Origin of the sequence: Streptomyces sp. Edi2, assembly GCF_040253635.1 — a bacterium.
Classification (GTDB): domain Bacteria; phylum Actinomycetota; class Actinomycetes; order Streptomycetales; family Streptomycetaceae; genus Streptomyces.
Genome location: NZ_JBEJGX010000003.1, coordinates 8,881,704 through 8,905,003, shown reverse-complemented (window position 1 = coordinate 8,905,003; position 23,300 = coordinate 8,881,704). Strand labels below are relative to the sequence as shown.

Genomic DNA, 23,300 nt, shown 5'->3' with positions numbered 1-23,300 from the left:
CCTCGAATGTGAGGAAACCGACCGCGCTCGGCCGCGGAGAACGGAGGCAGCCATGGACTGGCGTCACGACGCGGTGTGCCGCGAAGTGGACCCGGAGATTTTCTTTCCCGTCGGCAACACCGGCCCCGCGCTCCTGCAGATCGAGGAGGCCAAGGCCGTCTGCCGCCGCTGCCCGGTGATGGGGCAGTGCCTGCAATGGGCGCTCGAATCTCGTCAGGATGCGGGAGTGTGGGGCGGGATGAGCGAGGACGAGCGGCGCGCCATGCGGCGCCGGGCCGCCCGGAACCGGGCACGCAGCACTTCCGCATAGCCCGCACAGGGGGCGCCCGCGCCGGCTAGCGGCGCAGGTCAGAACTGGCGTGGTGGGTACCGGGTGTGCCGTCTGTGCGCCTGTACGCTTTCGTCACCTCAGGCGGTGGCCGTGTGTGCGGCAGCAACGGGCACGCGCTCTCCTGTGCCGGAAGGACGTCACCATGCCCACGGATGAACACCCCGGACCGCTGCGCGTCCTTGTTCTCGGCGCCGCGCTGCGGGCAGGGTCGACCAATGCCCGTCTGGCGTCCCTTGTCGGACGCATGATGACCGAGGCCGGCGCCGTGGTGGATCTCGCCACGATGCGGGAATTCGATATGCCGCTGTACGACGGGGATGCCGAGGCCGAAGGAGGGGTTCCGGACGGTGCGCTGGCCCTGCGGGACCGGCTGGAGCGCTGCGAGGCCTTTGTGGTCGCCTCCCCCGAGTACAACGCTTCCCTGCCGGGGGTCGTGAAGAATGCGATCGACTGGGTCTCGCGGATCCGGCCGCAGCCGTTCAAGACCAAGCATGCGCTGCTGGTCTCCGCCTCCCCGTCCCTGGTGGGCGGCAACCGGGGACTGTGGGCCCTGAGGGTGCCGCTGGAGCATCTGGGCACCCGGGTCTACCCCGATATGTTCAGTCTTGCGGCGGCGCATCAGGGGTTCACCGAGGACGGGCAGCTGACCGATCCCGCGCTGCAGGAGCGCCTGCGGGAGACCGTGACGGCCTTCCTCCATCTGGTCGAGGCCGATGCGCGCTATGTCTGTCTGCAACGCCGCTGGTACGAGTTCCCTGGCGACCGCACCGGGGCTCCCGTCACCCAGCGGGCGGAGGACTGAGCGGCGGACTGAGCGGAGATCTGCCCCGGATCGCCCGAGCGCGCCGGGGTGACACGCTCAGGCGAAGGGCGAGACAGACGAAGGGCGAGGAGCGAGGAGCGAGGGGGCGAGGAGCGAGGGGGCGAGGAGCGAGCCCGGTCCTGTCTTCGCCGTCCCCAGGGTGCCTCGGTGTCTCGGTGTCTCGGTGTCTCCCTAGCGGTCCGCGGCCGCATCGGAGTCCGCCGCGGCCGCTGCGCTCTCGGCGCCGTCCAGCAGTTTGCGCATCTCCGCCAGGTCGGTGGGCGCGGGGGTGGGTGCGGAGGGCGACGGTGTCACATGAGGGGCATCGCCCTCGGTACGTACCCCGTTTCCGCATCCGGCGACGAGCAGTCCGCACATCAGGGTGATCGCCGCGAGCACCGCGGCCTGTCCCGTCCGGGTCACGACGAGGTCGTGTTGTGCTGGGACCTGCACCAGGTGGCGACCTTGGCGAGGTCCTTCTGCCGCTGCTGGAGCGTGGGGACGAGGGACTTGCGGTGGGCGAGCTTGTGGTTGAGGAAGGTCGCGATCTCGGTGTGGCCGGCGGCCTTCGCGTTCTCCGCACGCTTCTCCAGGCGGGCGACGGAGCCACGGACCCCGGCCTTGCCCTGCAGACGGTGAAGTGCCCGGTGGAGGCGCTTCTCGATCTTCGGGGCACGCTTGCACAGCGCCTGTGCGCCGTCTCCCGTACGGGTCTTGGCCGAGGCGGACGGAGCAGGGGTGCTGCTGTCCGCGGCGGCGGTGCCCGCGACACCGAGCAGGGCTGTCGCGACAGCCACCGAAGAGAGGGCGATGCTCCGGGTACGCATAAGGGTCCTCCTCACGAGCGGACGGGCACGGTGCCCGTCCGCGAGGAGAAGTTAGGGATGTTCTTTGTGGAAACCCTGTGGGCGGTCCGCGGGGTCGGCCAGCCAGTCCCGATGCGCAGGCAGCGCCGTGTGCTGAGGAGGGTGGGCAGGTGCGGCGGACGCGGCGGGGAAGGTGACCTCGAAGCGGGCTCCCCGGCCGCCGGGGCCGTCCGCAAGCCGCAGGCTCGCCCGGTGCAGGGCGGCCTGCTGGGCGACCAGGGTGAGACCGAGGCCGGAACCCGGGCTGTCCGCACGGCGCTGGAAACGCCGGAAGACCGCCTCCCGGCGCTGGTGCGGCACACCCGGCCCGCGGTCCTCGACGCCGAGGACGACACAGGGGGTGCCCTCGTCCGCACCGGCGCGGAGGGAGAGCGTGACGTGAGCGCCGCCCTCGGCGGGCCGACCGTGGACCAGCGCGTTCGTCAGGAGGTTGTCCAGCAGCGAACGCAGCCCCGGCTGCCATCCATGGATCGTCAGCCCCGGGCTGCTGTGGACCGCCACCTCGGCCCCGGGGTACCTGCGCCGGGCATCCGCCGCGGCCTCGTCGGCGAGATCGGCCATGTCGATGACGGCGAACGAGTCGGCCTCGACCAGGTCCCCCTGGGCGAGGGCCCGCAACATCACCAAGAGGCCCAGCAGACGGGCGTGTTCGTGCCGCAGATCGTCCACCGTCTCCGCTCGGTCGGCGGCGTCGAGATCCTGGAAGGCATCGAGGATGTCGAGGTTGGTCTGCATGCTCATCAGCGGGGTGCGCAGTTCGTGGGACGCGGCGGCGGAGAACGAGCGTGCCGAGGCCAGCGCCTCGGCGGTGCGGGCGGCCTGCTCGTCGTACCGGGTCAGGAAGGTCTGCAGGGTCCGGGCGAGGTCGTCGACCTCGGTGATGCGGGTGGGGGCGTGATCCAGCCGAGCGGCGCTGGTGTGCGGGTCGAGTCCGCCGGCTGCCTGCTGCAGACGCCGCAGCGGCCGGGCCGCACGGGCGGCGAGCAGCCAGGCCGCGGCACCGGCCGGCGGAGCCGCGAGCAGCGCCACCATGATCACCCTCCGTCGCACCATGTTGAGCTGTGCCTCGCGCGCCGTGTCCGGGGAGAACAGCCACAGCATCCCGTGCACCCCTGCGCTGCGACCGGTGACCCGTACGGCCAGCACCCGCCAGCTCCTGCCCTGTGACCGCACGGTGGACGGATGCCGCGCACCGGCGGGCAGCGGAACCGAGGCGTCGGGTTGCGGGCCGTCCATGACGGTGGTGCCGGAGCCGGACAGCCGGACGCCGACGTCCAGGGCCGCGGTGAACAGCTTCCGCTGGCGGGCCTGTTCGGCGCGGGGCCGGTCGTGGGAGCTGGCCCGCAGCACGCCGCGCGCCGCCACGGCCACGCTCTGCGCACGTTCGGTGAGACGCTGGTCCGCCTGGATACGCAGATCCTTGCCCACCAGCTGCACCAGGAGCCAGCCGGACACCACCACGAGCAGCGGCACCACCATCCCGACGACGAGCGCGATCCGGGTGGACAGCCTCATCGTGCCGACCCGCTCTCGTCGTCCCGCAGCACAAAGCCGACGCCTCGCACCGTGTGCACGATCCGGCTCCGCCCGCCCGCTTCCAGCTTGCGCCGCAGATAGCTGACGAAGGTGTCCACCGCGTCGGTGCGCACCTCGAAGTCGTAGCCCCATACGCGTTCCAGCAGCTGGTCCCGGGTCAGCACCTGCCCGGCGTTGCGGGCCAGGACTTCCAGCAGGGCGAACTCACGCCGGGTCAGCTCCACCTCCCGGTCGTCGAGCCGCGCGCGGTGTGCCGCCGTGTCGAGCGCCAGACCGCCGACGCGTACGCCGTCGGTGGGGGCGGGCGGGCGGCGCCGCAGCAGCGCGTGCAGGCGCAGCACCAGTTCGTCCAGGGCAAACGGTTTGACGAGGTAGTCGTCCCCGCCTGCCTGCAGTCCGGCCACCCGGTCGGTGACCTCGTCGAGCGCGGAGAGCATCAGCACGGGCAGGTCGTTGCCGTGCTCCCTGAGCTGCCGGCACACCGCGATGCCGTCGAGGTCGGGCATCGAGATATCGAGGACCATGACGTCCGGCGGCGCCTCGGCCATCCGCTCCAGCGCGGCCCGGCCGCCGTCCGCCAGCCCCACGGTGAAGCCGTTCAGCCGCAGCCCGCGCCCGAGCGACCGCCGGATCGCCGCGTCATCGTCCACCAGCAGGACCCGGCCGGTACTGCTTTGTCCGTACATGCTTGCCTCCGTGCTGGACACCGCCTGACGAAATCATGCGTCATGGGCTCCGGCGGGCGTCAGCCACGGTCCGGATCCGGGTTCTCAAGGGGCCGGGCCGCGCCGGCTGCCTGCCGTCGGCGTCGTATGCCGGACACGGGCCGAGGGGCAGCAGGCCAGGAGGCGGCACGCCGGGGAGGCAGCACGCCGGGGAGGCAGCACGCCGGGGAGGCAGCACGCGGGAGGCGGCATGCCGCGAGCCCGGCCCTACAGCAGGTGTTCGATCCTGATCGGCAGTTCGCGGGCGCGGTATCCGGTCGCGTGGAAGACGGCGTTGGCGATGGCTGCCGCGGCGCCGACCATGCCGACTTCGCCGAGGCCCTTGACGCCCAGCGGGTTCACGACCGTGTCCGGTACCTCCACGAACTCGATGTCGACATCGGGGGCGTCGGCGTTGACCGGTACCAGGTACTCCCCCAGGCTCGCGTTCGCCCAGCGGCCGTCGCGGGGGTCGACCACGGTGCCCTCCAACAGCGCCTGGCCGATGCCCCAGAGCATGCCGCCCATGACCTGGCTGCGCGCGGTGGCGGCGTTGAGGATCCGGCCCGGGGCGAAGGCGCCGACCATCCGGCGTACGCGGACCACCCCGAGATCCGGGTCGACGGCGACCTCGGCGAACTGTGCGCCGAAGGTGGCGAGCCCGTAGGGGACGTCCGGGGGCGGCGGGCTCCAGCTGCCGAGGGCGTCCATATCGGTCATGAAGTGGCGTTGCATCAGGTCTCGGTAGGACTCGCCGCTGCCGGGCCGGTCCGGTAGCTCCATCCGCCCGCCACGGACGACGACGGCGGCCGGGTCCATCTGGTGGAGGGGGGAGGCGGGGTCGGCGATCGCCTGCTCGATCATCTGGTCGCGGAGCGTGGTGGCCGCGGTGTGCACCGCGGCGCTGATCATGCCGGCGCCTGCCGAGCCGACCGTCGCCGCGACGTTCGGCAGGTCGGTATCGCCGTACTCGAACCGCACGTTCTCCACGGAGATTCCCAGGCCGTCGGCGGCGACCTGGGTCATCGCGGTGGCCGCTCCGGTGCCGAATTCCTGCGTGCCGGCCTGCACCACGGCGAAGCCGTCGGCGTAGAGACGGGCCCGGGCACGTTGCGGCTGCATGGGGAAGAACACCGGGTATCCGGCGGTTGCCATGCCTTTGCCGATCAGCCAGTTGCCGTCCCGCTGGGAGCGGGGTTCGGGGTTGCGGGAGTGCCAGTCGAAGCGGGCCGCGCCGCGCCGGTAGCACTCCTCCGCACCGTCGCTCGACCATGGATGGCCGCTCCGGGGGTCGGACTGTGCGTGGTTGCGCAGCCGGAGTTGTACCGGGTCGACGCCGATGCGGTGGGCGAGCTCGTCCATCAGGCATTCCATGGCGTACATGCCGGTGGTCTCGCCGGGTCCGCGGGTGAAGGTGGGCGTCATGGTGTTGCTGCGGATCAGCCGGTAGACGCCCTCGTAGTTGGGGCAGGCGTAGGCCTGCGAGGCGATGCTGAGCGAGGGTTCGGCCCAGTCGTCGAACGGCGAGGTCAGCGAGAGCTTGTGGTGGCGCAGGGCGGTGAGCCGGCCCTCGTCCGTGGCGCCGAGTTCGATGCGCTGCTCCTGCTCCTCGCGGTGGCCGCAGGAGGTGAACATCTGCTCGCGGGTGAGCGCCAGCTTGACGGGGCGCCGCACATGGCGTGCGGCCATGGCGGCCAGGGTGACATGCGGCCAGATCATGGCCTTGCAGCCGAATCCCCCGCCGACGAACGGCGCACGGACACGCACCTTCGACGAGGGGATGCCCAGCAGCGCCGCCACGGTGTTCTGGCTTGCCACGATGCCCTGGGTGGCGTCGTAGAGGGTGAGCCGGTCGCCGTCCCAGACCGCTGTGGTGGCCGAGGATTCGATGGGATTGTGGTGGTTTGCCGCGAAGTGATAGGTCGCGTCGAGGCGTTGGGTGGCCGCCCGGAAGCCGGCTTCGACGTCTCCGCGCACGCTGCGTGCGGGGAGGAATCCCGCGAAGATCGCCTCGGGTTCGTAGGCCTGGTCCCGGCCCTCTTCGAGGGTGGTGACGGAGGCGCTTCGCTCGTAGTCGACATGGATCTGCCGGGCCGCGAACTGGGCGCGTTCGTACGAGTCGGCGATCACCATGGCCACCGGCTGCCCGAAGTAGTGCACGGCATCGTCCTGCATCGGGAAGAAGCTCTCCCCGGGGGCGGCGTGACCGGCCAGCGACGGAAGCAGATGGGGCGGGCCGGCGATTTTCGGCAGGTTCCGGTGGGTCAGTACGGCGAGCACACCGCCGGCGTTCTCCGCGGTACTGGTGTCGATGCCGGTGACCCGGCCACAGGCGGTGCGGGCGCCGACGAGGGCGGCGTACACGGTGCCGGGCAGGGTGTACTCCGCTGCGTAGCGGCCGCTTCCGGTGACTTTGGCCCGGCCGTCGACGCGCGGGAGAGGCCGGCCGACGGCCGTGAGGGTGGCGCCCGTGGTCATACCGTCCCGCCTCCTTGCACGGCAGCGGTCTGCAGGGCACGGACGACGGTCCGCCGGGCGAGTTCCGCCTTGAACGCGTTCATCGGGCGGGTGACGGCGGGTGCCAGCTCCGTGGCCGCGGCCCGTGCGAACACCTCCGCCTCGGCGCGCCGCCCCACGAGCACGTCCTCGGCCCGGTGCGCGCGCCACGGCTTGGTCGCCACGCCGCCGAGGGCGATCCTGACCTCACGGATCACCCCGTCCTCCAGCGCCAGCGCCACCGCTGCCGAGGCGAGGGCGAACTCATAGGACTCCCGGTCGCGCACCTTGAGGTAGAGCGACCTGCGCGCCACGGGGGCCGGGGGCACCTCGATGGCGGTGATCAGTTCACCGGGTGTGAGGGGGTGCTCCCGCTCGGGTGTGTCCTCCGGGAGCAGGAAGAAATCGTCGACCGGGATGCGGCGGGAGCCGTGGGCGCCCTCCACGTGCACGACGGCGTCCAGGGCGACGAGCGCGACCGCCATGTCCGAGGGGTGGGTGGCGATGCAGTGGTCGCTGGTGCCGAGGATCGCGTGCCCGCGATGGGCTCCTTCCAGAGCGGAACAGCCGCTACCCGGGACGCGCTTGTTGCATGCGGATTCGGTGTCCCGGTAGTAGGCGCACCGCACCCGCTGCATCAGGTTCCCTCCCATGGAGGCCATGTTCCGCAGCTGGGCGGAGGCCCCGAGCAGCAGTGCCTGGGAGAGCATCGGAAAGCGCTGCACGACGGCCGGCGCCTCGGCCACCTCGCTCATCCGGGCCAGCGCGCCGATGAGCAGTCCCCCGTCGGGACGGTCCTCGATCCCGGCCAGGGGAAGCCGGTTGATGTCCACCAGGCGATGGGGCCGCAGCACATCGAGGCGGAGCAGGTCGACTTCCGTGGTGCCGCCCGCCAGGTAGGAGCTTCCGGGGTCACTGGTCACCGCCCGGACCGCAGTGGTCACATCCGTCGCACGGGTGTAGCTGATGGCACGCACTTCACTGTCCCGTCACTTCGCCGGCCTGCCTGGTCACTGTCCTGTCCGGTCAACGTCCTGGCTGATCACTGTCCTGTCCTGTGGCCGTGCACCTCGCGGATGGCGGAGCGGATGTGGGGATAGGCCGCGCAGCGGCAGATGTTGCCGCTCATCCACTCGGCGATCTCGCTGTCGGACCCGGCATGTCCTTCGTCCAGCAAGGCGACGGCCGACATGATCTGCCCGGGTGTGCAGTACCCGCACTGGAAGGCGTCGTGCTCGAGGAAGGCACGTTGCATCGGGTGCAGTTCCCCGTTCTCGGCGAGGCCTTCGATGGTCGTCACGTCCCGGCCTTCGCAAGTGACGGCCAGCGTCAGACAGGCCAGCACTCTGCGACCGTCGACCCAGACCGTGCACGCCCCGCAGGTTCCCTGGTCACAGCCCTTTTTGGAACCGGTGAGAGCCATGTGCTCACGCAGCGCGTCGAGCAGGCTGACACGGGGCTCCAGGTCCAGGACGTACGAGACGCCGTTGACGACCAGGGTCATTCCCACGCTCTCGGGCCCTCGCGTTTCCATGGCCGAGGACTCGGCGACGGACGTTGACGCGCCTTTGTGTGCCACGACACTCACCTCGGAGTCGGTGCCTACGTCGAGCCTCCGTCCGGTCGTACGGGCTCGCAACCGGGCGAAGGGGGTGAGGAACCCGGAGGTCCCGGGCCGGGCCCCTTACGGGATAATGCGCAGCATGCGGATCTCAGCCAGAGCGGACTATGCCGTGCGGGCGGCGCTGCAACTCGCCGCCGCCCGGGACGCTGGGCCGCTCAAGGCCGAGGCCATCGCCCAGGCTCAGGACATTCCGCATAAATTCCTCGAAGGCATCTTGAACGACATGCGCCGGGGCGGACTCGTCCACAGCCGGCGTGGCGGCAACGGCGGCTACCGGCTGGCCAAGCCCGCGGAGGCGATCAGCATCGCGGATGTCATCCGCGTTGTGGACGGCCCGCTGGTGTCCGTACGCGGAGTCCGCCCACCGGAGTTGTCCTACACGGGCCCCGCCGAGTCCCTGCTGCCGCTGTGGATCGCGTTGCGGGCCAACGTCCGCCAGATCCTCGACGGCGTCTCTCTGGCCGATGTCGCCTCGGCCGAGCTGCCGGCCCCGGTATCCGCACTGACCGAGGACCCGGCGTCCTGGTCCAACCCTTAGAGGACTCCCTCAGGGCTTCTTCAGGGCTTCTTCAGGGCTTCTCAAGGCATGTCGGGGCCTCTCAGGGTTCCGGGAGCCCTCAGCGCTCCCCTACCCCGGAACCCCCGGGGGCTCCACGCGAGCATCCGGATGCCAAGACCGGCCTGTCCACCCCTTGAACACCCCTTGATCCGCCCGTAGTCCGGAAGCATCCTCTTCCCTATCAATCCAGTGGGAAAACTAGGGAACCAGGGGTGGGAGAAATGGGCGTGCGGACACCGGTACGTACCGATGCACCGGTCGGCGGTCCGGTCTCCCCGGCCGCGCCGAAGACACCCGACGGGACGGTGAACGGCGCCATGCCGAAGAAATCCGCTGCACGCCCCGCCGTCCCGGACCCTCACCCCCTTGCCGATGAAGAGATCCGGCTCCGCATCACCCGGGAGATCGCGGATGACCTCGCCGTTGACGCGCTCAGCCGCGACCGGGCGGGCAAGCCTCCGTTCGACGAGGCCGCACGGCTGCGCGAAGCGGGTCTGCCCGGCCTGCTGACGCCACCCGGACCGGACCGGTGCGGCACCGACTGGCGTGCCGCCTGCGCGGTCATCCGGGAGATCGCTGCGGCCGACAGCTCCATCGGTGAACTGCTGGCCCGGCACTATGTGTTGTCGTGGAGCGCACGGTTCTTCAGCACCCCGGAAAGGGCCGACGGGCTCGAACTCAGGTCGGCGGCGGAGCAGTGGCTCTGGGGCGGCAGTACCGATATCCCAGATCTGGAGCCCGCGGCGGGCACCGACCTGACGCTCACCCCGGCCGGCGGCGGGTACGTCCTCCACGGGTGCAAGACGCTCGCCGCGGGCGTCCAGGTCGCCGACCGGCTGATGCTCGGCGCGGTGTGCGCCGAGAGCGGTGAGTCACTGATCGTCTGCGTCGATCCGGCCGACCCGGGGGTGGCTGCCGATAGCGAGCACGACCGTCTCGGCCAGCGTCTCGCGGGCGCCGGGCGCCTCGATTTCGACGGTGTCCCCGTCCCCGCCGATCAGGTGCTCGGCGCCGTCCCCCGCGATGAGCACGCCGTCTCCCCCTTCGCCACGCTCGCCCCGCTGGCGCTCCGGCTCGCCCTGGTCCACGTCAGCCTGGGGACCGCCGAAGGAGCACTTGCCGAGGCACGGGACATCGACCGGGCCGCGTCGCGCAGCCGCCCTGCTACGGGTCCGGACAACGGTGCGTACCCGGATGCGTACCCGGACCGGACGGGTACGGACCCCTACTTGCTGCTCGCCTACGGGGAGTTGGTGGCCGCCGCCCGCACCGCCGCGGCGGTGGTCGAATCGGCGACCGAGGCGCTGGCCCGGGGTCTTCTCGCGGGGCAGGAACTCGGTGTGGACGAGCGCGCGGACATCGCCCTCCTCGTCGCCGCGGCCGAGGCCGTCACCAGCAGATCGGCGATGGACATCACCACCCGTGTCCTGGAACTCACCCAGGGCGCCGACTCCCCGGCCGGGGCCCTGGGATTCGACAGGTTCTGGCGCAATGCACGTCTGCTGACGGCACAGGCCTCCCCCACCCGCAGTCTGCGCGACATCGGCGACCACTATCTGAACGGTACGCATCCCGCCTTGACCTTGCGCCCCTGACGACGCAGCCGCAGGCCGGGCGGAGTCCGGGGTTCCGTGCGACACCTCGGGGCCACACCGCGGGGCCACACCGCCGCGCCACGGGGGGAATTCGCCCGGAGTGGTCGGCGTAGCTTCGGACGGACCGTGCCGGGGGCTGCTACATCTCGTAGGGGCATCCCCGAGTGGGGCAGCCCCGTCGGTCCTGTGAGGTGGCGCCGTGTCCGTGCTGCGTAACGATCCCCTGCCGCCCGCCAGACGGGGGGAGCCCCTGCAGCGGTTGCTGTTCGGCGGGGTCTACGGCTCGGTGCTGGCCAGCGCGCTGGCGGCGGCGCTGGGCCATGAAGGCACCCCGGCGGATCCCGGGTACGACGCGTTGTGGGTGGCCCTGTCGGCGGTGGCGTCGGCCGCCGCGCACGGCTACGCCCACTCCATCGCGCACCGGACGGACGACGACACTCAGGTCACCGCCAGCGCGGTACGTTCCATGCTGACCGAATGGCCGCTGGTGGCCGCCATGGTGCCGACGATCGCGGTGCTGCTCGGCGCCCAGGCGAAGTGGTGGGGCGAGGCGAGCGCGATCGACGTCGCCCTGGGCTTCAATATGGTGGCGCTGTTCGGCTGGGGGGTGTGGGCGGCCCGGGTGGCGGGCCGGGGCTGGGCGGGGTCCTTCAGGGTCGGTGGCGTGGATGTGCTGATCGGGCTGTTCATCGTGGTGGCGAACGTCTTGAGCAAGTAGGGGGCGGCGGTGGCCGCCCGGGGCGCGCCGGCCCCGGACTGCCGGTGCGACGGTGCCGCGAAAGCGAGGGGCAAGAGGCAAGGGGCAGCGACACGGCCTCGCCCCCCACCCCGCCCCCGCCCCCGCCCGCGCGGCACCGTGCTCCCGCGGCCGTCCGCCCCCGAGGAATCAGGTGACGGGCTCCACGGCCAGCCAGGCGGCGATGGCCTGGGCAATGGGCTGATCGGTCTCCAACTGGACGAAGCCGAACTGGCCGCCCTGGTTACATTCGAGGAACCACCATGTCCCGTCCGGGTCTTCGGCGAAGTCAAAGGCACCATAGGCAAGTTGGGCGGTGGACATATAGGTGCTCACCGCCTGCTGGACGGAGTCCGGCACCTCGGCAGGCTCCCAGGTGCCGTGCTGGCTGAAACGGCTGTCCACTTCGTCGGGGTCGGCTTTCTTGCGGGCGGCGAACAGCTGCTCGCCGACGCAGGTCAGCCGGATATCGGCCTCCTTGTGGATGTGCTGCTGGAGCAGGGTGGGGCCGGCCGCGACCCCGCTGAAGTCCGCGTCCGGGCTGATGCGCGTGGTGGGCAGGACGAGTGGCGGGTCACCGGGGTGCTTTCCGCTGACCGATTTCACCACGAGGTCCTGATGGGCCGCGGCGAACTGCCGGGCGACCGCCGGAAATGTGGTGACCAACGTGGGGGGCACGAGGAAACCGCTGCGATGGGCGACATGGAGCTGCCAGGGCTTGTTACGTGCCTGCATGGACGCGACGGGGTGGTTCATCCAGCGCGCCGGGGTGCAGGAGAGCATGCCGTAGAGCGCCTGCTCGGATTCCGCCGTGATCCAGGCGGACTGTTCCGGGGCGCGTGCCCCGGGGGTGCCGGGGCGGCGAACCCATACCGAACGCAGGCTGCTGAGGCTCACCATGCGTGTGCCCGCTTTGAGATATCCGTGGAAGTCGTCCCCGGAGTACTCGGCCGACAGGGCGACCCTTCCGGGCAGGTCGGCGGGGTCGAGGCGGACGAGCGGGACACCGAGGTCCTGCAGCGTGGACACCACGATATCCGCCGTCAAGTCTTCCTCGCAGGTGAGGACCAGGACGGTCATGGGCGCTCAGTCGTCGAAGTGGGTCTTGGAACCGGCGGTGGAGGCAGTGGTGCCCGTGGCCAGCAGCACCGCCCGGCTACAGGTGGCCGGGCGCCCGTCCGGGAGGACGTTGAGTTGCCGTGTGGCGTCATAGCTGTAGGGGGTGGTCGTCGGCGATTTCACCGCCGGACGGGCGTAGCTCAACGCAAACGGTCGCATACCTTCTCCTTCGAAGCCCGGTTTCCGAGCCCTTGGCGCGGGGCACACTTGAAGGCCCCGTTTGATGACTCTGCACGGAAGACGCGACAATCTGGCCACTAAGTTGCTTCATTTGCTCGTTTTCGGCGATTCTCTTGACTCAAATGCGACGATCACGTACTCGCCGGACATGCCAAGTACCGCCGTCGAGGCACGCCCTGACGGCCCGTTCAGGGAAGAGCGCACACCGCTTGCCCACCCTCAAGAAGACTTCCCCGCACGGGACTTGAGCACGCGGCAGGCCCCCGGCACGGCGATCAGGGGCGGGGCAGAAACGCGCGCCGGGTCGTGCGCACCTCTCGCTGCGCGCCCGCCGCGCGCGCGACCGACGGGACGTGCGCAGAAAGGTGTGGCGGGCGGGGCTGGTGTGCGGGATATGGGCCGCTATCCGGACGACGTGCGCTCGTCGGCCGGTACCGGCAACGGCCCGCCGGCCAGGTGGGCAGTGACGAGCTTCACAGTCAGCCGGCGCCCCTCACGGGCGCCGCGGGGCATGGTGTGGCCCCGCACGGCATGGCTGCCGAGGGGCCCGCACATCGACGGGTGACACCGGCAGCCGGTCGGCCGCCGGTCACCCGTCGCGTCCTTCAGCTCATACCCGCCACAGCCGTCATACCCGCAGGAGCCCCAGCGGCGGGCTGGTGGGACTGCTGGAGCCGCCCGGGGGTTCGGCCGTGACGCCGACTCCGTCCGCGCCCTGCGGTCCGCCGGTCAGCAGCAGGGTGCCCGAGGAGCGGCCGGGCTCGACGAGTCCGGCGGGCACCATCGTGCCGTTGCGGCTGTACCAGAGTTCATACACCCGCTGATCCGGCAGTGCCGGCAGGCCGTGGTACAGGAAGGCGGTCCGTCCCATCCGCTTGGAGGCCACCACGGTCCCGCTGCCCCCGCCCTTGAAGGCCGTGGTGTGGAAGGTGGCGTCCGGAGCGGTCATCAGGGCGCTGACCTCGGCCGCCTGCGCCTCGGCGCGGGCGGTGAGGTCCCGCTGCCGGTCGGCGTCGTAGCGGGCGTTGACGGCCAGTGCGCCGGCGACCGCGGCAATGGCCAGGCAGGCGACGGCCGCGAGGTAGGGCAGGCGGCGGCGCGCGCGACGGCGCAGCGGGACCACCGTGGCCTCGCGCTGTACGGGAGGAAGCTGCCGGACCTCGGGCAGGGCCGCCATCACCCGCATCCGGAGATCCGCCGGGGGCACCTCGGCGACCGCCAGGGCGAGCCGGGCCGCGGTCTCCTGCAACTCCCGCACTTCCCGGGCGCAGGCCTCGCACTGGGCGAGGTGGCGGGTGAACTCCGCCGCCTCCCGTCCGGAGAGCGCGCCCAGGGCATAGGCACCGGTGAGCGTGTGCAGATCGACGGTGTTCATGCCGACACCCCCAGGCAGTCGCGGAGCCGGATCAGTCCGTCGCGCAGCCGTGTCTTGACCGTGCCCAGCGCCGTACCCAGCAGGTCGGCGGTCTCCCGGTAGGTGTACCCGCGGTAGTAGGCGAGAGTCACCGACTCCCGTTGGAGTTCGGTGAGCTGCCCCAGGCAGCGGCGCACCTGCTCACGCTCCAGCCGCCGTTCGACCTGCTCGCTGACCTCGTCGAAGGCCGCGGTGTAGGCGTGCACCCCGGCCCGGTGGTCGCGGTCGGCCGCGGCCTGGGACGAGCGGACCCGGTCCACCGCGCGCCGGTGGGTCAAGGTCATGATCCAGGCCATGGCGCTGCCCTGTCGCGCGTCGTAACGGGCCGCGGACCGCCACACCTCGATCAGCACCTCCTGTGCCACCTCCTCGGACTGGGCGGGGTCCCGCACCACCCGGCGCACCAGACCCAGAACGGAACCGGCCACTGCTGTGTAGAGACTCTCGAACGCTTGCTGGTCACCGCGGGAGACGCGGTCGAGCAGTGCTTCCAGGGCACCGGAATGCGGCGCTGAGGATCGGTCGCCGCGGGCTGCGACGGGCATGGACACCTCCGGACGGTGACAGGGTCACCGGTGATTCGGCGCCGGGCGGCACCCGGATTGGTCGGAAAGGATTCTGGCCTACGCCGTGGTGGGCGCCGCGGGCAGGCCCGCCCGCCATGGCGCCGGCCCGTCACCGCGCGGTCCTGCGCGCCTGCGCGCCTGCGCGCCTGCGCGCCTGCTCCTGCTCCTGCTCCTGCTCCTGACCGGTAGTCAAAACCGCCAGGAGGCGGCGGCGTCGGCCGGCCCACCGGTTGCCCGCGCGTCGGACACCGCCTCCCGGCCCCTTGCTGCGGAAGGATCACCGACGGGCCGGGCTCATCGAGGCACAGGGAGGACCGGGCGTGCGGGACGCGGATGCCGTCATCGTCGGCGCGGGAGCGGCCGGGCTGTCGCTCGCCTACCGGCTGTGCGCACCGGCGGCGGGCAACCGGCAGCCAAGGGTGCTGCTCATCGACGCCCCGCACGGGCCGCGCACCCCGCAGGAACGGACCTGGTGCTATTGGGAAGCGCCGGGCGGCGCCTTCGACTCCGCGCTGACCGCGTCGTGGGAGCGGCTTCGCGTGCACGGTCCCGACGGGGCGGCGACGGAAGGACGGCCCGCCCCCTTCCGCTACAAGATGCTGCGCTCGCGCGACTTCGAGGCCTTCGTCGGCGCCCGCCTCGCCGGCCGGAGCGGCGTCGCGCGGGCCACCGCGACGGTGGAGTCCGTACGGGACTCCGCCGGTGGCGCGGAGGTACGGGGGCGCGACGAGGCCGGACGGCCGGTGGTCTACCGGGCGCGCTGGGCCTTCGACTCCCGGCCCGGCGTCCGGCTCCCGCCGGCCCGCACCACTCTCCAGCAGCACTTCCGGGGCTGGTTCGTCCGCACCGCGCGGCCGGTGTTCGATCCCGCGACCGCGGATCTGATGGACTTCCGCACCCCGCAGCCCGCTCACGGCCTGTCCTTCGGGTATGTCCTGCCGCTGAGCGAGCACACCGCGCTGGTGGAGTACACGGAGTTCTCCCGCCGGATCCTCCACACCGCCGCCTACGAGCGGGCGTTGCTCCGGTACACCGCGCAGGTGCTGCGGCTGGACGGGTTCCGGGTGACCGCCGTCGAGCAGGGCGCGATCCCGATGACCGACGGCCGGTTTCCGCGGCGGGCGGGCCGCTCGGTGTTCCGCATCGGCACCGCGGGCGGCGCCACCCGTGCGTCGACCGGATACACCTTCGCCGCCGTGCAACGGCAGTCCGCGCACATCGCGGCCGCCCTCCTGGCGGGCCGGCCTCCGCTCCCCCCGCCGGCGCACTCGGCCTGGCACCGGGCGATGGACGCCGTGCTGCTGCGTGCACTGGACCGCGGCCGGGTGGACGGCGCCGAGTTCTTCACGGGGCTGTTCCGTACGGTGCCGATGGAGCGGCTGCTGCGGTTTCTCGACGGACGCTCCCGCCTCTGGGAGGACGTCGCCATCGGCCTGCGCTCCCCGGTGCTGCCCATGCTCCGCACCGCCGCCGAACTTCCGCTGCTGTCCCGTCGGGCCACGGTGCGGTGAACCAGCCCGTCGCACGTTCCCGACAACCGGAGGAGAGCCCGCCATGACACTGCCGCACGAGGGCGAACCGTCCACGGGGTGCGCCCTGCGGGAGAGAGCGTGATCTGCGGACCTGCGCGGGGCGGGGCCGCGCGGCACGGACGCGACCGCCGGGCGCAACGGGTGCCGGGGCCGCCGGGACGGGCGCGGGCCGCGCCCGGCGGCCCCGGTGTGGCGGTGGTCGGCGGCGGGATCGCGGGTCTCGCCGCCGCGACCGCGCTGACCGAGCGCGGGGTGCCGGTGACGCTGTACGAACGCGAAGCGGACCTGGGCGGCCGGCTGGCGGGCCGGCCCGTGCGGCTCGCCGACGGCTCGGCTGCGACCATGAGCCGGGGATTCCATGCCTTCTTCCCGCAGTACTACAACCTGCGGGGGCTGCTGCGCCGGGCCGACCCGGGGCTGGACCTGCTCAGACGGCTGCCCGACTACCCGCTGCGCCACCGTGCGGGCCTGCGGGACAGTTTTGCGCGGGTGCCCCGGACACCGCCGTGGAGCGCACTGGGTTTTGTGGCGCTCAGTCCCACCTTCACCTGGCGGGATCTGGCGCGGATGCGTCCGGGTGCGGCCCTGCCGCTGCTCGACGTACGGGTGCCGCAGGTCTACGAGCGGCTGGACGGCATCAGCGCGCAGGACTTCCTCTCCCGCATCCGCTTCCCCGAGGCCGCGCGTCATCTCGCGTTCGAGGTGTTCTCCCGGAGTTTCTTCGCGGACCCGCGGGAACTGTCCGCCGCGGAACTGGTCCTGATGTTCCACATCTACTTTCTGGGCTCCAGCGAGGGGCTGCTCTTCGACGTGCCCGCCGAGCCCTTCCCGCAGGCGTTGTGGCACCCCCTCGGCCGGTATCTGACGGGGCACGGGGTGCGGCTGCGCACGGACACGGCGGTGACCCGGGTCGAGCCGGCGGCGGGCGGCGGGGTGCGGGTCGTCGCGCGGGGCGAGGCGCACCGGTTCGACGCGGTGGTGCTGGCGCCGGACCCCGGCGGGCTGCGTCAACTCGTCGCCGCTTCGAACGGGTTGGGGGATACCGCATGGCGGGCGCGGATCGGGCGGCTGCGGACCGCGCCGCCCTTCCTGGTGTCACGGCTGTGGCTGGAGCGGCGGGTGCGCGCCGACCGGCCCGGTTTCCTGGGCACCAGCGGCTACGGCTCGCTGGACAACGTCAGTGTGCTGGAGCGCTGGGAGGGGGAGGCGGCCCGCTGGTCGGCCCGCACCGGCGGCTCGGTGCTCGAACTGCATGCCTACGCCGTCGCCCCGGGGGCCGACCGGGCCGCCGAACAGCGGCGCCTGGTGGAGCAGTTGCACACCGTCTACCCGGAGACCCGCGGTGTCCGGATCGTCGACCGGCGGGACGAGTGGCGCGCGGACTGCCCGCTGTTCCCGGTGGGCGGCTACGGCGACCGGCCGACCGTGCACACGCCCGACCCCCTGGTGGTGGTCGCGGGCGATGCGGTGCGCACCCCGTACCCGGTGGCGCTGATGGAACGCGCGGCGACGACCGGGTTCCTCGCGGCCAATGCGCTGCTGGGGCGCTGGGGTGTGCGCGGCCAGACCCTGTGGACCGTGCCGGACAGGGGGCGCTCCGCGGCGCTGCGGTGGGCGGCGCGGTGGGCGGGGCGGTGACCGGGGGGCTCCCGGTCCGCCGGGCGGGGCGGTGACCGGGGGGTGCTCCCGGCCCGTCGGGGAGGCGGGGCCTGGGAAGCCGCCGGCCGGCGTCAGCCCGGCAAGCGTCCGCTGCTGCGCAGTTGCCAGCGGCGCTCGGCGTAGGCCAGATCGTCCCGCCACAGCCGTCGCGAACCGGCGCGCAGCAGCGGGCGCAGGGCGGGCGCGGCCGCGCGCGCGAGGGCGAATCCGGGGCGCCGGGACGTGGCGACGATCGCCTCGGTGACCGCGGTGCGCGGGTGCCCCCGGTCGTCCGGACCCAGCGGGGTGGCGTGGGTCTCCACCACGGAGTCCCGGCCCTCGCCGGCCACAATCTGCATCACCACGGTGCGCGGCTCGGGGGCGGTGAAGAGGGCGGTGACCGGCACCACGGCACGCCCGGCGACCTTGAAGGAGACCTCGACGGCGATGCCCTCCGTCCCCTCCCCGCCGCTGTCCGAGGGGGTGCCGGCCACGGTGAGGTCGACGAAGGAGTAGGGGTGGAACCAGGCGCCGTGCCACGGGTCGAGACGGTTGGCGACCACGTCCTCCGGATCGCACCGTCCGGTGACGGTGTGCACCGCGGTGACGGCACCCGCCGTCCCCGGCCGTGCGGGCAGGACCGGCTCGGGCAGCGGCAGCTCACCGCCGGCCTCGTCGAGGCGTACCCAGGCCAGCAGCCCGTCGTCGTACGCGGGGAACGGCTCCCAGCCCGCGAACGGGGCGCCGTCCAGGGCGAGTCCGTGCCAACGGCAGCGGAGGATGCCGCAGTGCACGGGGCTCTGGTCCAGCGGCGCACCGAGGTGCGGACAGGCCCCTGGCCCGGCCATCAGCCGGCCGGCCGCGTCACGCCAGGCGACGACCTCGACACCGGCGACGGTGCGGCCGAAGGCCCGGTGGACGCCGATGTCGCCGGCCGCGCCGAGGACGAACCAATTGCCGGACGGGCGGGCGAGGGCGGCCTTGACGGCGTCGGCGAGGCGCGCGGGCTGTGCGTCGCGCCAGGTCGGACGCTGCGCTTCCCACGGCACGGGCCTCGGCCGGAGCCGGAGCGGAAGCCGCGGAGGCCGGCGGGTCTGTCGGGTCATGAGGTCTCCTCCTGCGGGCGGGGTGACACCCCGTCACGTCGCACGGCGGGGCGGCGGGCGGCGATACGGGCGGCCGCAACCCTGGCCAGACCGCCGCACGCGGTGGCCACGCGGCGGCTGCGGGAGACCACCGAGCGGCGGTGCAGCACGGCGTACCCGTCGTCGCGCACGGCATCGAGGATGGCGCGGTAGAGGACGAACGCGGTACGGATACACGGGCGCGACACCGGGTCGAGCAGGGCGAGGCCGGGCTCCGCCTCGCGGTAGACGCCGTGGGTGAGGTCGGCGGCCGCCGCCATGGCCGCGGTGATCCGCGGGTCGCGGTGGCCGGTGTCCCTGCTCCACCGCAGCAGTGCCCGGTCGACGCCGTGTGCCGCCAGCAGATCCGCGGGCAGATAGATCCGGCCCCGGTCGAGGTCTTCGCCGACGTCGCGCAGGAAGTTGGTGAGCTGGAAGGCGACGCCCAGGGCGGCGGCGTACGGTGCGGCCTCCTCCTGCGGCACGACGGTGCCGAGCACCGGCAGCATCTCCAGGCCCATCACCGCTGCCGAGCCGTGCACATAGCGCCGCAGGTCGTCGTACGTCGGATAGTCCGTCACGGTCAGATCGCTGCGCATCGACGCCATGAAGTCCGTGAAGTGCCGGTGGTCGATGCCGTACACGGCCGCGGTGTGCGCCAGCGCGCGCACCACCGGTTCGGTGGTCTCTCCCCCGCGCAGGCCCTCTTCCAGACAGCGCTGAAGGGCATCGAGCGCTCGTGCGCAGTCGGCGGTGGAGCGGCCGGGTCCGGGGTCGTCGACCAGGTCGTCGGCCCGGCGGGCGAAGCCGTACAGGGCGTGGACGGCCGGACGCCGCTCCACGGGCAGCAGCCGGGTGGCGAGGAAGTAGGTCTTGCCGTGCCGGGCGTTGAGCCGGCGGCAGTGGGCGTAGGCGTCGCGCAGGAGGGGGTCGGTGATGCCTGCGGCGTCCAGCTCGCGAGTGGTCATGCCGGGATGCCTCTCGGGGCGGGGCGGGCGGTGCCTGCGGGGGAACGGGCGGGCCGCGGACCGGTGATCCGGGCGGCGGCGAGCTTGCCGGAGATCAGGACGGTGGGGACGCCGACGCCCGGGGTGGTGCCGCAGCCCGCCAGCACGGCGTTCTCGGTGCCGCGTACGAGGTTGCGGGGACGGAAGGGGCCGGTCTGCGCCAGGGTGTGGGCGGCGGAGAACGGTGTTCCGGCGGCGAGCCCCTGCGCGGCCCAGTCGGCGGGGGTGACCAGGTGGTGCACCTCGGTGGCGGCACCGATGCCGGTGAGTCCCCGGCGCTCCAGTACGGCGAGCAGGCTGTCGCGGTACCGGGGGGCCAGGTCGTGCCAGTCCCCGGCGCCGGGGCCGGTCTCGGTGTTGGGGCAGGGCGCCAGGATGTAGTGCAGGTGGCGTCCTGGCGGGGCGAGCCCGGGGTCGGTGGCGGTGGGGCGGGTGACGAGCAGCGAGGGATCGCTCATCAGCCGCCCGGTGCGGGTGAGTTCGTCGAAGGTCTGCTCCCACGCGGCGCCGAAGGAGAGCGTGTGGTGCGCCAGCCGCGGCCAGGTCCGGTCGGTGCCGGCGTGCAGGACCACCGCGGAGGGCGCGTGACGGAGGCGGAGCGGGCGGCGGGGGCTGCGGCCGAGCAGCCGGTGGACGACCGGGAGGTCGGGGGTGAGGACCACCGCGTCGCAGGGGATGCGCTCGTGCGCGGTCACCACGGCCGTGATCCGGTCACCGCGGCGTTCCAGCCGGGTGACCGGGTGGCCGTAGCGGAAGGCGGCGCCGGCGTCGGCGGCCGCGTCGGCCATGGCCCGGGGCAGGGCGTGCATCCCGCCGCGGGGGAAGTACACGCCGGCGACCGTGTCCATGTAGGCGATGACGGCGTAGGCGGCCAGGGCGCGTGCGGGCGGCACACCGGCATACAGCGCCTGGAAGGAGAAGACCCGGCGCAGCCGCGGGTCCGGCAGGAAGCGGCCGATACGGTCGTCGAGTCGGCCGAAGCCGCCGAGCGCGGCGAGGCGGACCAGGTCCGGGTGCAGCAGCTGCAGCGGTGAGTCGAAGTTGGCGTCGATGAAACGGTGCCGCTGGAGGGCGTACAGCTGCTGGAGCCAGTGCCGCAGCCGCCGGTAGCCGTGGGCCGCCGCGGGGCCGGCGAACCGTTCGACCTCCGCCTCCATGGCCTGCGGGTCCGTGTGCACGTCCAGCTCGCTGCCGTCGGCGAACCGGGCGCGGTACGCCGGGTGCAGGGCCCGCAGTTCCATCCGGTCGGTGAGGCGTTCGCCGACCGCGGCGAACGCCTCGTCGATGAGGTCGGGCATGGTCAGCACGGTCGGCCCGGTGTCGATGCGGTAGCCGTGGCGCTCGATCCGGCCGGCCCGGCCGCCGGGCAGCGCCTCGCGCTCGACGACCGTCACCCGCCGTCCTGCGCCGAGCAGATGCAGCGTGGCGGACAGTCCGGAGAGGCCGGCACCGACCACCACGACGTGGTCGGTGGGGCCCTTGACGGTTCTCATGCAGCGCACCCTTCGGCCGGGTGCGCGGGCACCTTCCCCGGCGGACGGCCGGTGGGCGGCGGGCCGGCCGCGCGCAACTCGGCGCCGCGCACGGCGGGGTGTGCCGGTGCCCCGGTACGAGGGCGCATCGTGGTTCCTCTCGTCAGGTCGGAGGGAGGCCCGGCGCGCACCGTGGCCCGTTCCGTGGCCCGTTCCGCGGGCAGTTCCGCGGGCAGTTCCGCGGGCAGTTCCATGGGCCGTTCCATGGGCCGTTCCGCGCCGTTCTGTGGGCCGTCGTCCGCCCCACGTGCCCGTCAGGCGGACCGGAAGACCAGTGCGGCGTTCTGTCCGCCGAAGCCCATGGAGAGGCTGGCGGCGGCGGACTGGGCCGTGGTGCGGGGGGTTTTGGCCACGATGTCCAGGTCGATGTCGAGGTCGGTGTCTTCGTGGTTGGCGGTGGGAGGGATGGTGTCCCGTTGCAGGCTCATGACGGTGACGGCCGCTTCGATGGCGCCGGCCGCGCCGATGGCGTGTCCGAGCGCGCCCTTGAGGGAGGTGACGGCGGGAGGCTCAGGGAAGACGCTGCGCAGCGCCTTGGCCTCGGCCAGGTCGTTGCGCCGGGTGCCGGTGCCGTGCGCGTTGATGTGGTCGATGTCCCCGGGGGCCGCGCCGGCGTCCGCCAGCGCCGCGGTGAGGGCCGCCACGGCGCCCCGGCCGTCCGGTTCGGGGGCGGCGTAGTGGTAGGCGTCGCAGCTCGCCCCGTAGCCGGCCAGATGTGCGCGCGGGCGGGCACCGCGGGACTGCGCGTGGGCCGGGCGCTCCAGTACCAGGACGGCCGCGCCTTCGGCGAGGACGAAGCCGTCGCGTCGGGCGTCGAAGGGGCGGCAGGCGCGCGCGGGGTCCTCCGTCCGCCGGGAGAGGGCTCCCATGCGGTGGAAACAGGCCGCGGGGATGGCGTGGCACGCGGATTCCGCCCCGCCGGCCAGGACGATGTCACAGGTCCCGGCGCGCAGCAGATCACGGGCGATGCCCAGGGCGCTGCTGCCGGAGGCGCAGGCGGTGGAGACGGCGAAGTTGGGCCCGGTGACCGCCAGGTCGAGGGCGATTTCGGCGGCTGCCATGTTGGGCACGCTGCGGGTGATGGCGAGCGGAGAGATGTCTAGGGGACGGCCGGCCGCGAGCTTGGCGAACTCGACGGGATAGCGTTCCATGCTGCCCGTGCCCGTCCCCATGACCACCCCGACACGTGCGGCGTCCCAGCCGGCCGGGCTGCCGAGACCGGCGTCGGCGACGGCGTGCCGGGCGGCCAGGAGGGTCATGGCGACGAACCGGTCCAGCCGCCAGGCGGATTTGCGGCCGACCATGGCGGCGGTGTCGAAGTCCGGCACCCGGCAGGAAATGTCCACCGGCAGACCCGCGAGTTCCACGTCCCGTGCGGCGGTGGACCGGCCGGTGAGCAGGCCGTCCCAGGTGGCCCGGGCGCCGATGCCGGCGGGGCTGATGACGCCGAGGCCGGTGACGGCGGCATCCCGGCACTGACCGGGCATCAGACCCCGCTGTTCGGCGCCGCGGTCAGAGCCGTGTCGGGGTCCCGGGCATCCATGAGGGCCGCCAGCTCCTCGATGGTCGTCCGCAGGGGAACGTCCTCCAGCGAGATCCCGGTCCGTTCCTGCAGCATCAGCCCCATCTCGACCAGCGCGAGCGAGTCCAGCCCCAGATCCTCGAAGGTGCACTCGGGGGTGACCTGGGCCGGGTCGAGATCGAAGGTTTCGGTGAGGGTGCTGGTGATCAGCTCGGTACGGGTGGACACGGGTGACTCCTTCGGTGGGTGAGGGGGTGCCGGCGAAGGCCACGGGCGCGGTGCCGTCCGGTGCGGACCGGCACCGCGCGTCCGTTCAGCAGCGGCCCGGGGCGCCCCGGAACGTGCCGGTGCGGGCGGGGCTGGTCATCGCGGCTCCAGGCGGGCGGCGGAAGGCACACCGGAGGCCGGTGTGCGGAG

24 protein-coding genes are annotated in these 23,300 nt (G+C 72.8%); 7 read left to right on the top strand and 17 right to left on the bottom strand.

All coding sequences use genetic code 11. From position 1 onward, the window contains the following. The first annotated feature begins 52 nt into the window (after positions 1 to 52). Together ABR737_RS42545 and ABR737_RS42540 are read left to right on the top strand one after the other, a co-directional pair. On the top strand, positions 53 to 310 hold the full coding sequence (locus tag ABR737_RS42545) for a WhiB family transcriptional regulator (RefSeq protein ID WP_350256492.1): 258 nt from the start codon (positions 53 to 55) through the stop codon (positions 308 to 310). Between the two features lie 163 nt (positions 311 to 473). Continuing rightward, positions 474 to 1,133, top strand: a complete 660-nt coding sequence (locus ABR737_RS42540) for an NADPH-dependent FMN reductase (RefSeq protein WP_350256491.1) — start codon at positions 474 to 476, stop codon at positions 1,131 to 1,133. Between the two features lie 192 nt (positions 1,134 to 1,325). Here ABR737_RS42540 and ABR737_RS42535 read toward each other — a convergent pair whose 3' ends face one another. The 7 genes from ABR737_RS42535 to ABR737_RS42505 form a co-directional block, all read right to left on the bottom strand. Beyond that, positions 1,326 to 1,556: a hypothetical protein gene (locus ABR737_RS42535; protein ID WP_350256490.1), complete on the bottom strand. Its 231-nt coding sequence runs from the start codon at positions 1,554 to 1,556 to the stop codon at positions 1,326 to 1,328. Next, positions 1,553 to 1,960 (bottom strand): hypothetical protein, encoded by a 408-nt coding sequence (locus tag ABR737_RS42530; RefSeq protein WP_350256489.1) that lies wholly within the window; start codon positions 1,958 to 1,960, stop codon positions 1,553 to 1,555. Before ABR737_RS42530 ends, ABR737_RS42535 begins: the two co-directional genes overlap by 4 nt. Before the next feature lie 51 nt (positions 1,961 to 2,011). Continuing rightward, positions 2,012 to 3,514, bottom strand: coding sequence for a sensor histidine kinase (locus tag ABR737_RS42525; protein ID WP_350256488.1), 1,503 nt, complete (start codon positions 3,512 to 3,514; stop codon positions 2,012 to 2,014). Next, complete coding sequence (locus ABR737_RS42520) at positions 3,511 to 4,221, bottom strand: response regulator transcription factor (protein WP_350256487.1); 711 nt, start codon at positions 4,219 to 4,221, stop codon at positions 3,511 to 3,513. The genes ABR737_RS42525 and ABR737_RS42520 overlap by 4 nt, the downstream gene beginning before the upstream one ends. 246 nt (positions 4,222 to 4,467) lie before the next feature. Next, positions 4,468 to 6,717 (bottom strand): xanthine dehydrogenase family protein molybdopterin-binding subunit, encoded by a 2,250-nt coding sequence (locus ABR737_RS42515; RefSeq protein ID WP_350256486.1) that lies wholly within the window; start codon positions 6,715 to 6,717, stop codon positions 4,468 to 4,470. Continuing rightward, the gene (locus ABR737_RS42510) at positions 6,714 to 7,712 is read right to left on the bottom strand and encodes an FAD binding domain-containing protein (protein WP_350256485.1); all 999 of its coding nucleotides are present in this window, start codon (positions 7,710 to 7,712) and stop codon (positions 6,714 to 6,716) included. Before ABR737_RS42510 ends, ABR737_RS42515 begins: the two co-directional genes overlap by 4 nt. 65 nt (positions 7,713 to 7,777) lie before the next feature. Then, positions 7,778 to 8,269 carry a (2Fe-2S)-binding protein gene (locus ABR737_RS42505; RefSeq protein ID WP_350257137.1) on the bottom strand — a complete coding sequence of 164 codons (492 nt, stop codon included), beginning with the start codon at positions 8,267 to 8,269 and terminating at the stop codon, positions 7,778 to 7,780. Between the two features lie 169 nt (positions 8,270 to 8,438). Between ABR737_RS42505 and ABR737_RS42500 the strand changes: the two genes are divergently transcribed. The 3 genes from ABR737_RS42500 to ABR737_RS42490 all read left to right on the top strand — a co-directional run bounded on the left by ABR737_RS42500 (position 8,439) and on the right by ABR737_RS42490 (position 11,231). Beyond that, positions 8,439 to 8,897, top strand: a complete 459-nt coding sequence (locus ABR737_RS42500) for an RrF2 family transcriptional regulator (protein WP_350256484.1) — start codon at positions 8,439 to 8,441, stop codon at positions 8,895 to 8,897. 338 nt (positions 8,898 to 9,235) lie between these two features. Then, complete coding sequence (locus ABR737_RS42495; RefSeq protein ID WP_502964541.1) at positions 9,236 to 10,513, top strand: acyl-CoA dehydrogenase family protein; 1,278 nt, start codon at positions 9,236 to 9,238, stop codon at positions 10,511 to 10,513. 205 nt (positions 10,514 to 10,718) lie between these two features. Beyond that, complete coding sequence (locus ABR737_RS42490) at positions 10,719 to 11,231, top strand: hypothetical protein (RefSeq protein WP_502964540.1); 513 nt, start codon at positions 10,719 to 10,721, stop codon at positions 11,229 to 11,231. A gap of 168 nt (positions 11,232 to 11,399) precedes the next feature. On the opposite strand, the gene tgmB is transcribed toward ABR737_RS42490, so the two are convergent. From tgmB to sigK, 4 genes are all read right to left on the bottom strand, one after another. Continuing rightward, on the bottom strand, positions 11,400 to 12,329 hold the full coding sequence (gene tgmB / locus ABR737_RS42485) for an ATP-grasp ribosomal peptide maturase (RefSeq protein ID WP_350256481.1): 930 nt from the start codon (positions 12,327 to 12,329) through the stop codon (positions 11,400 to 11,402). Between the two features lie 6 nt (positions 12,330 to 12,335). Continuing rightward, positions 12,336 to 12,527 (bottom strand): putative ATP-grasp-modified RiPP, encoded by a 192-nt coding sequence (tgmA, locus tag ABR737_RS42480; RefSeq protein WP_030079154.1) that lies wholly within the window; start codon positions 12,525 to 12,527, stop codon positions 12,336 to 12,338. Positions 12,528 to 13,176: 649 nt separating this feature from the next. After that, on the bottom strand, positions 13,177 to 13,923 hold the full coding sequence (locus ABR737_RS42475) for an anti-sigma factor (RefSeq protein ID WP_350256480.1): 747 nt from the start codon (positions 13,921 to 13,923) through the stop codon (positions 13,177 to 13,179). Beyond that, positions 13,920 to 14,507, bottom strand: a complete 588-nt coding sequence (sigK, locus tag ABR737_RS42470) for an ECF RNA polymerase sigma factor SigK (protein WP_350256479.1) — start codon at positions 14,505 to 14,507, stop codon at positions 13,920 to 13,922. The genes ABR737_RS42475 and sigK overlap by 4 nt, the downstream gene beginning before the upstream one ends. 341 nt (positions 14,508 to 14,848) lie before the next feature. Between sigK and ABR737_RS42465 the strand changes: the two genes are divergently transcribed. Both ABR737_RS42465 and ABR737_RS42460 read left to right on the top strand, forming a co-directional pair. Beyond that, on the top strand, positions 14,849 to 16,039 hold the full coding sequence (locus ABR737_RS42465) for a lycopene cyclase family protein (protein ID WP_350256478.1): 1,191 nt from the start codon (positions 14,849 to 14,851) through the stop codon (positions 16,037 to 16,039). Positions 16,040 to 16,141: 102 nt separating this feature from the next. After that, positions 16,142 to 17,698, top strand: coding sequence for an FAD-dependent oxidoreductase (locus tag ABR737_RS42460; protein ID WP_350257136.1), 1,557 nt, complete (start codon positions 16,142 to 16,144; stop codon positions 17,696 to 17,698). A 92-nt stretch (positions 17,699 to 17,790) separates the two neighbouring features. Here ABR737_RS42460 and ABR737_RS42455 read toward each other — a convergent pair whose 3' ends face one another. The 6 genes from ABR737_RS42455 to ABR737_RS42430 are packed head-to-tail and all read right to left on the bottom strand — an operon-like array spanning position 17,791 to position 23,111. Then, positions 17,791 to 18,804 carry a DUF5914 domain-containing protein gene (locus ABR737_RS42455; RefSeq protein WP_350256477.1) on the bottom strand — a complete coding sequence of 338 codons (1,014 nt, stop codon included), beginning with the start codon at positions 18,802 to 18,804 and terminating at the stop codon, positions 17,791 to 17,793. Next, the gene (locus ABR737_RS42450) at positions 18,801 to 19,790 is read right to left on the bottom strand and encodes a phytoene/squalene synthase family protein (protein ID WP_350256476.1); all 990 of its coding nucleotides are present in this window, start codon (positions 19,788 to 19,790) and stop codon (positions 18,801 to 18,803) included. Before ABR737_RS42450 ends, ABR737_RS42455 begins: the two co-directional genes overlap by 4 nt. Continuing rightward, positions 19,787 to 21,322: a phytoene desaturase family protein gene (crtI, locus tag ABR737_RS42445; protein WP_350256475.1), complete on the bottom strand. Its 1,536-nt coding sequence runs from the start codon at positions 21,320 to 21,322 to the stop codon at positions 19,787 to 19,789. Before crtI ends, ABR737_RS42450 begins: the two co-directional genes overlap by 4 nt. After that, a complete protein-coding gene (locus ABR737_RS42440; RefSeq protein ID WP_350256474.1) occupies positions 21,319 to 21,555 on the bottom strand; it encodes a hypothetical protein in 237 nt (78 codons plus the stop codon). The genes crtI and ABR737_RS42440 overlap by 4 nt, the downstream gene beginning before the upstream one ends. Before the next feature lie 60 nt (positions 21,556 to 21,615). Beyond that, entirely contained in the window at positions 21,616 to 22,848 is a 1,233-nt protein-coding gene (locus tag ABR737_RS42435; protein WP_350256473.1) for a beta-ketoacyl-[acyl-carrier-protein] synthase family protein, read from the bottom strand. Next, complete coding sequence (locus tag ABR737_RS42430; protein WP_350256472.1) at positions 22,848 to 23,111, bottom strand: acyl carrier protein; 264 nt, start codon at positions 23,109 to 23,111, stop codon at positions 22,848 to 22,850. Before ABR737_RS42430 ends, ABR737_RS42435 begins: the two co-directional genes overlap by 1 nt. Positions 23,112 to 23,300: the final 189 nt, after the last annotated feature.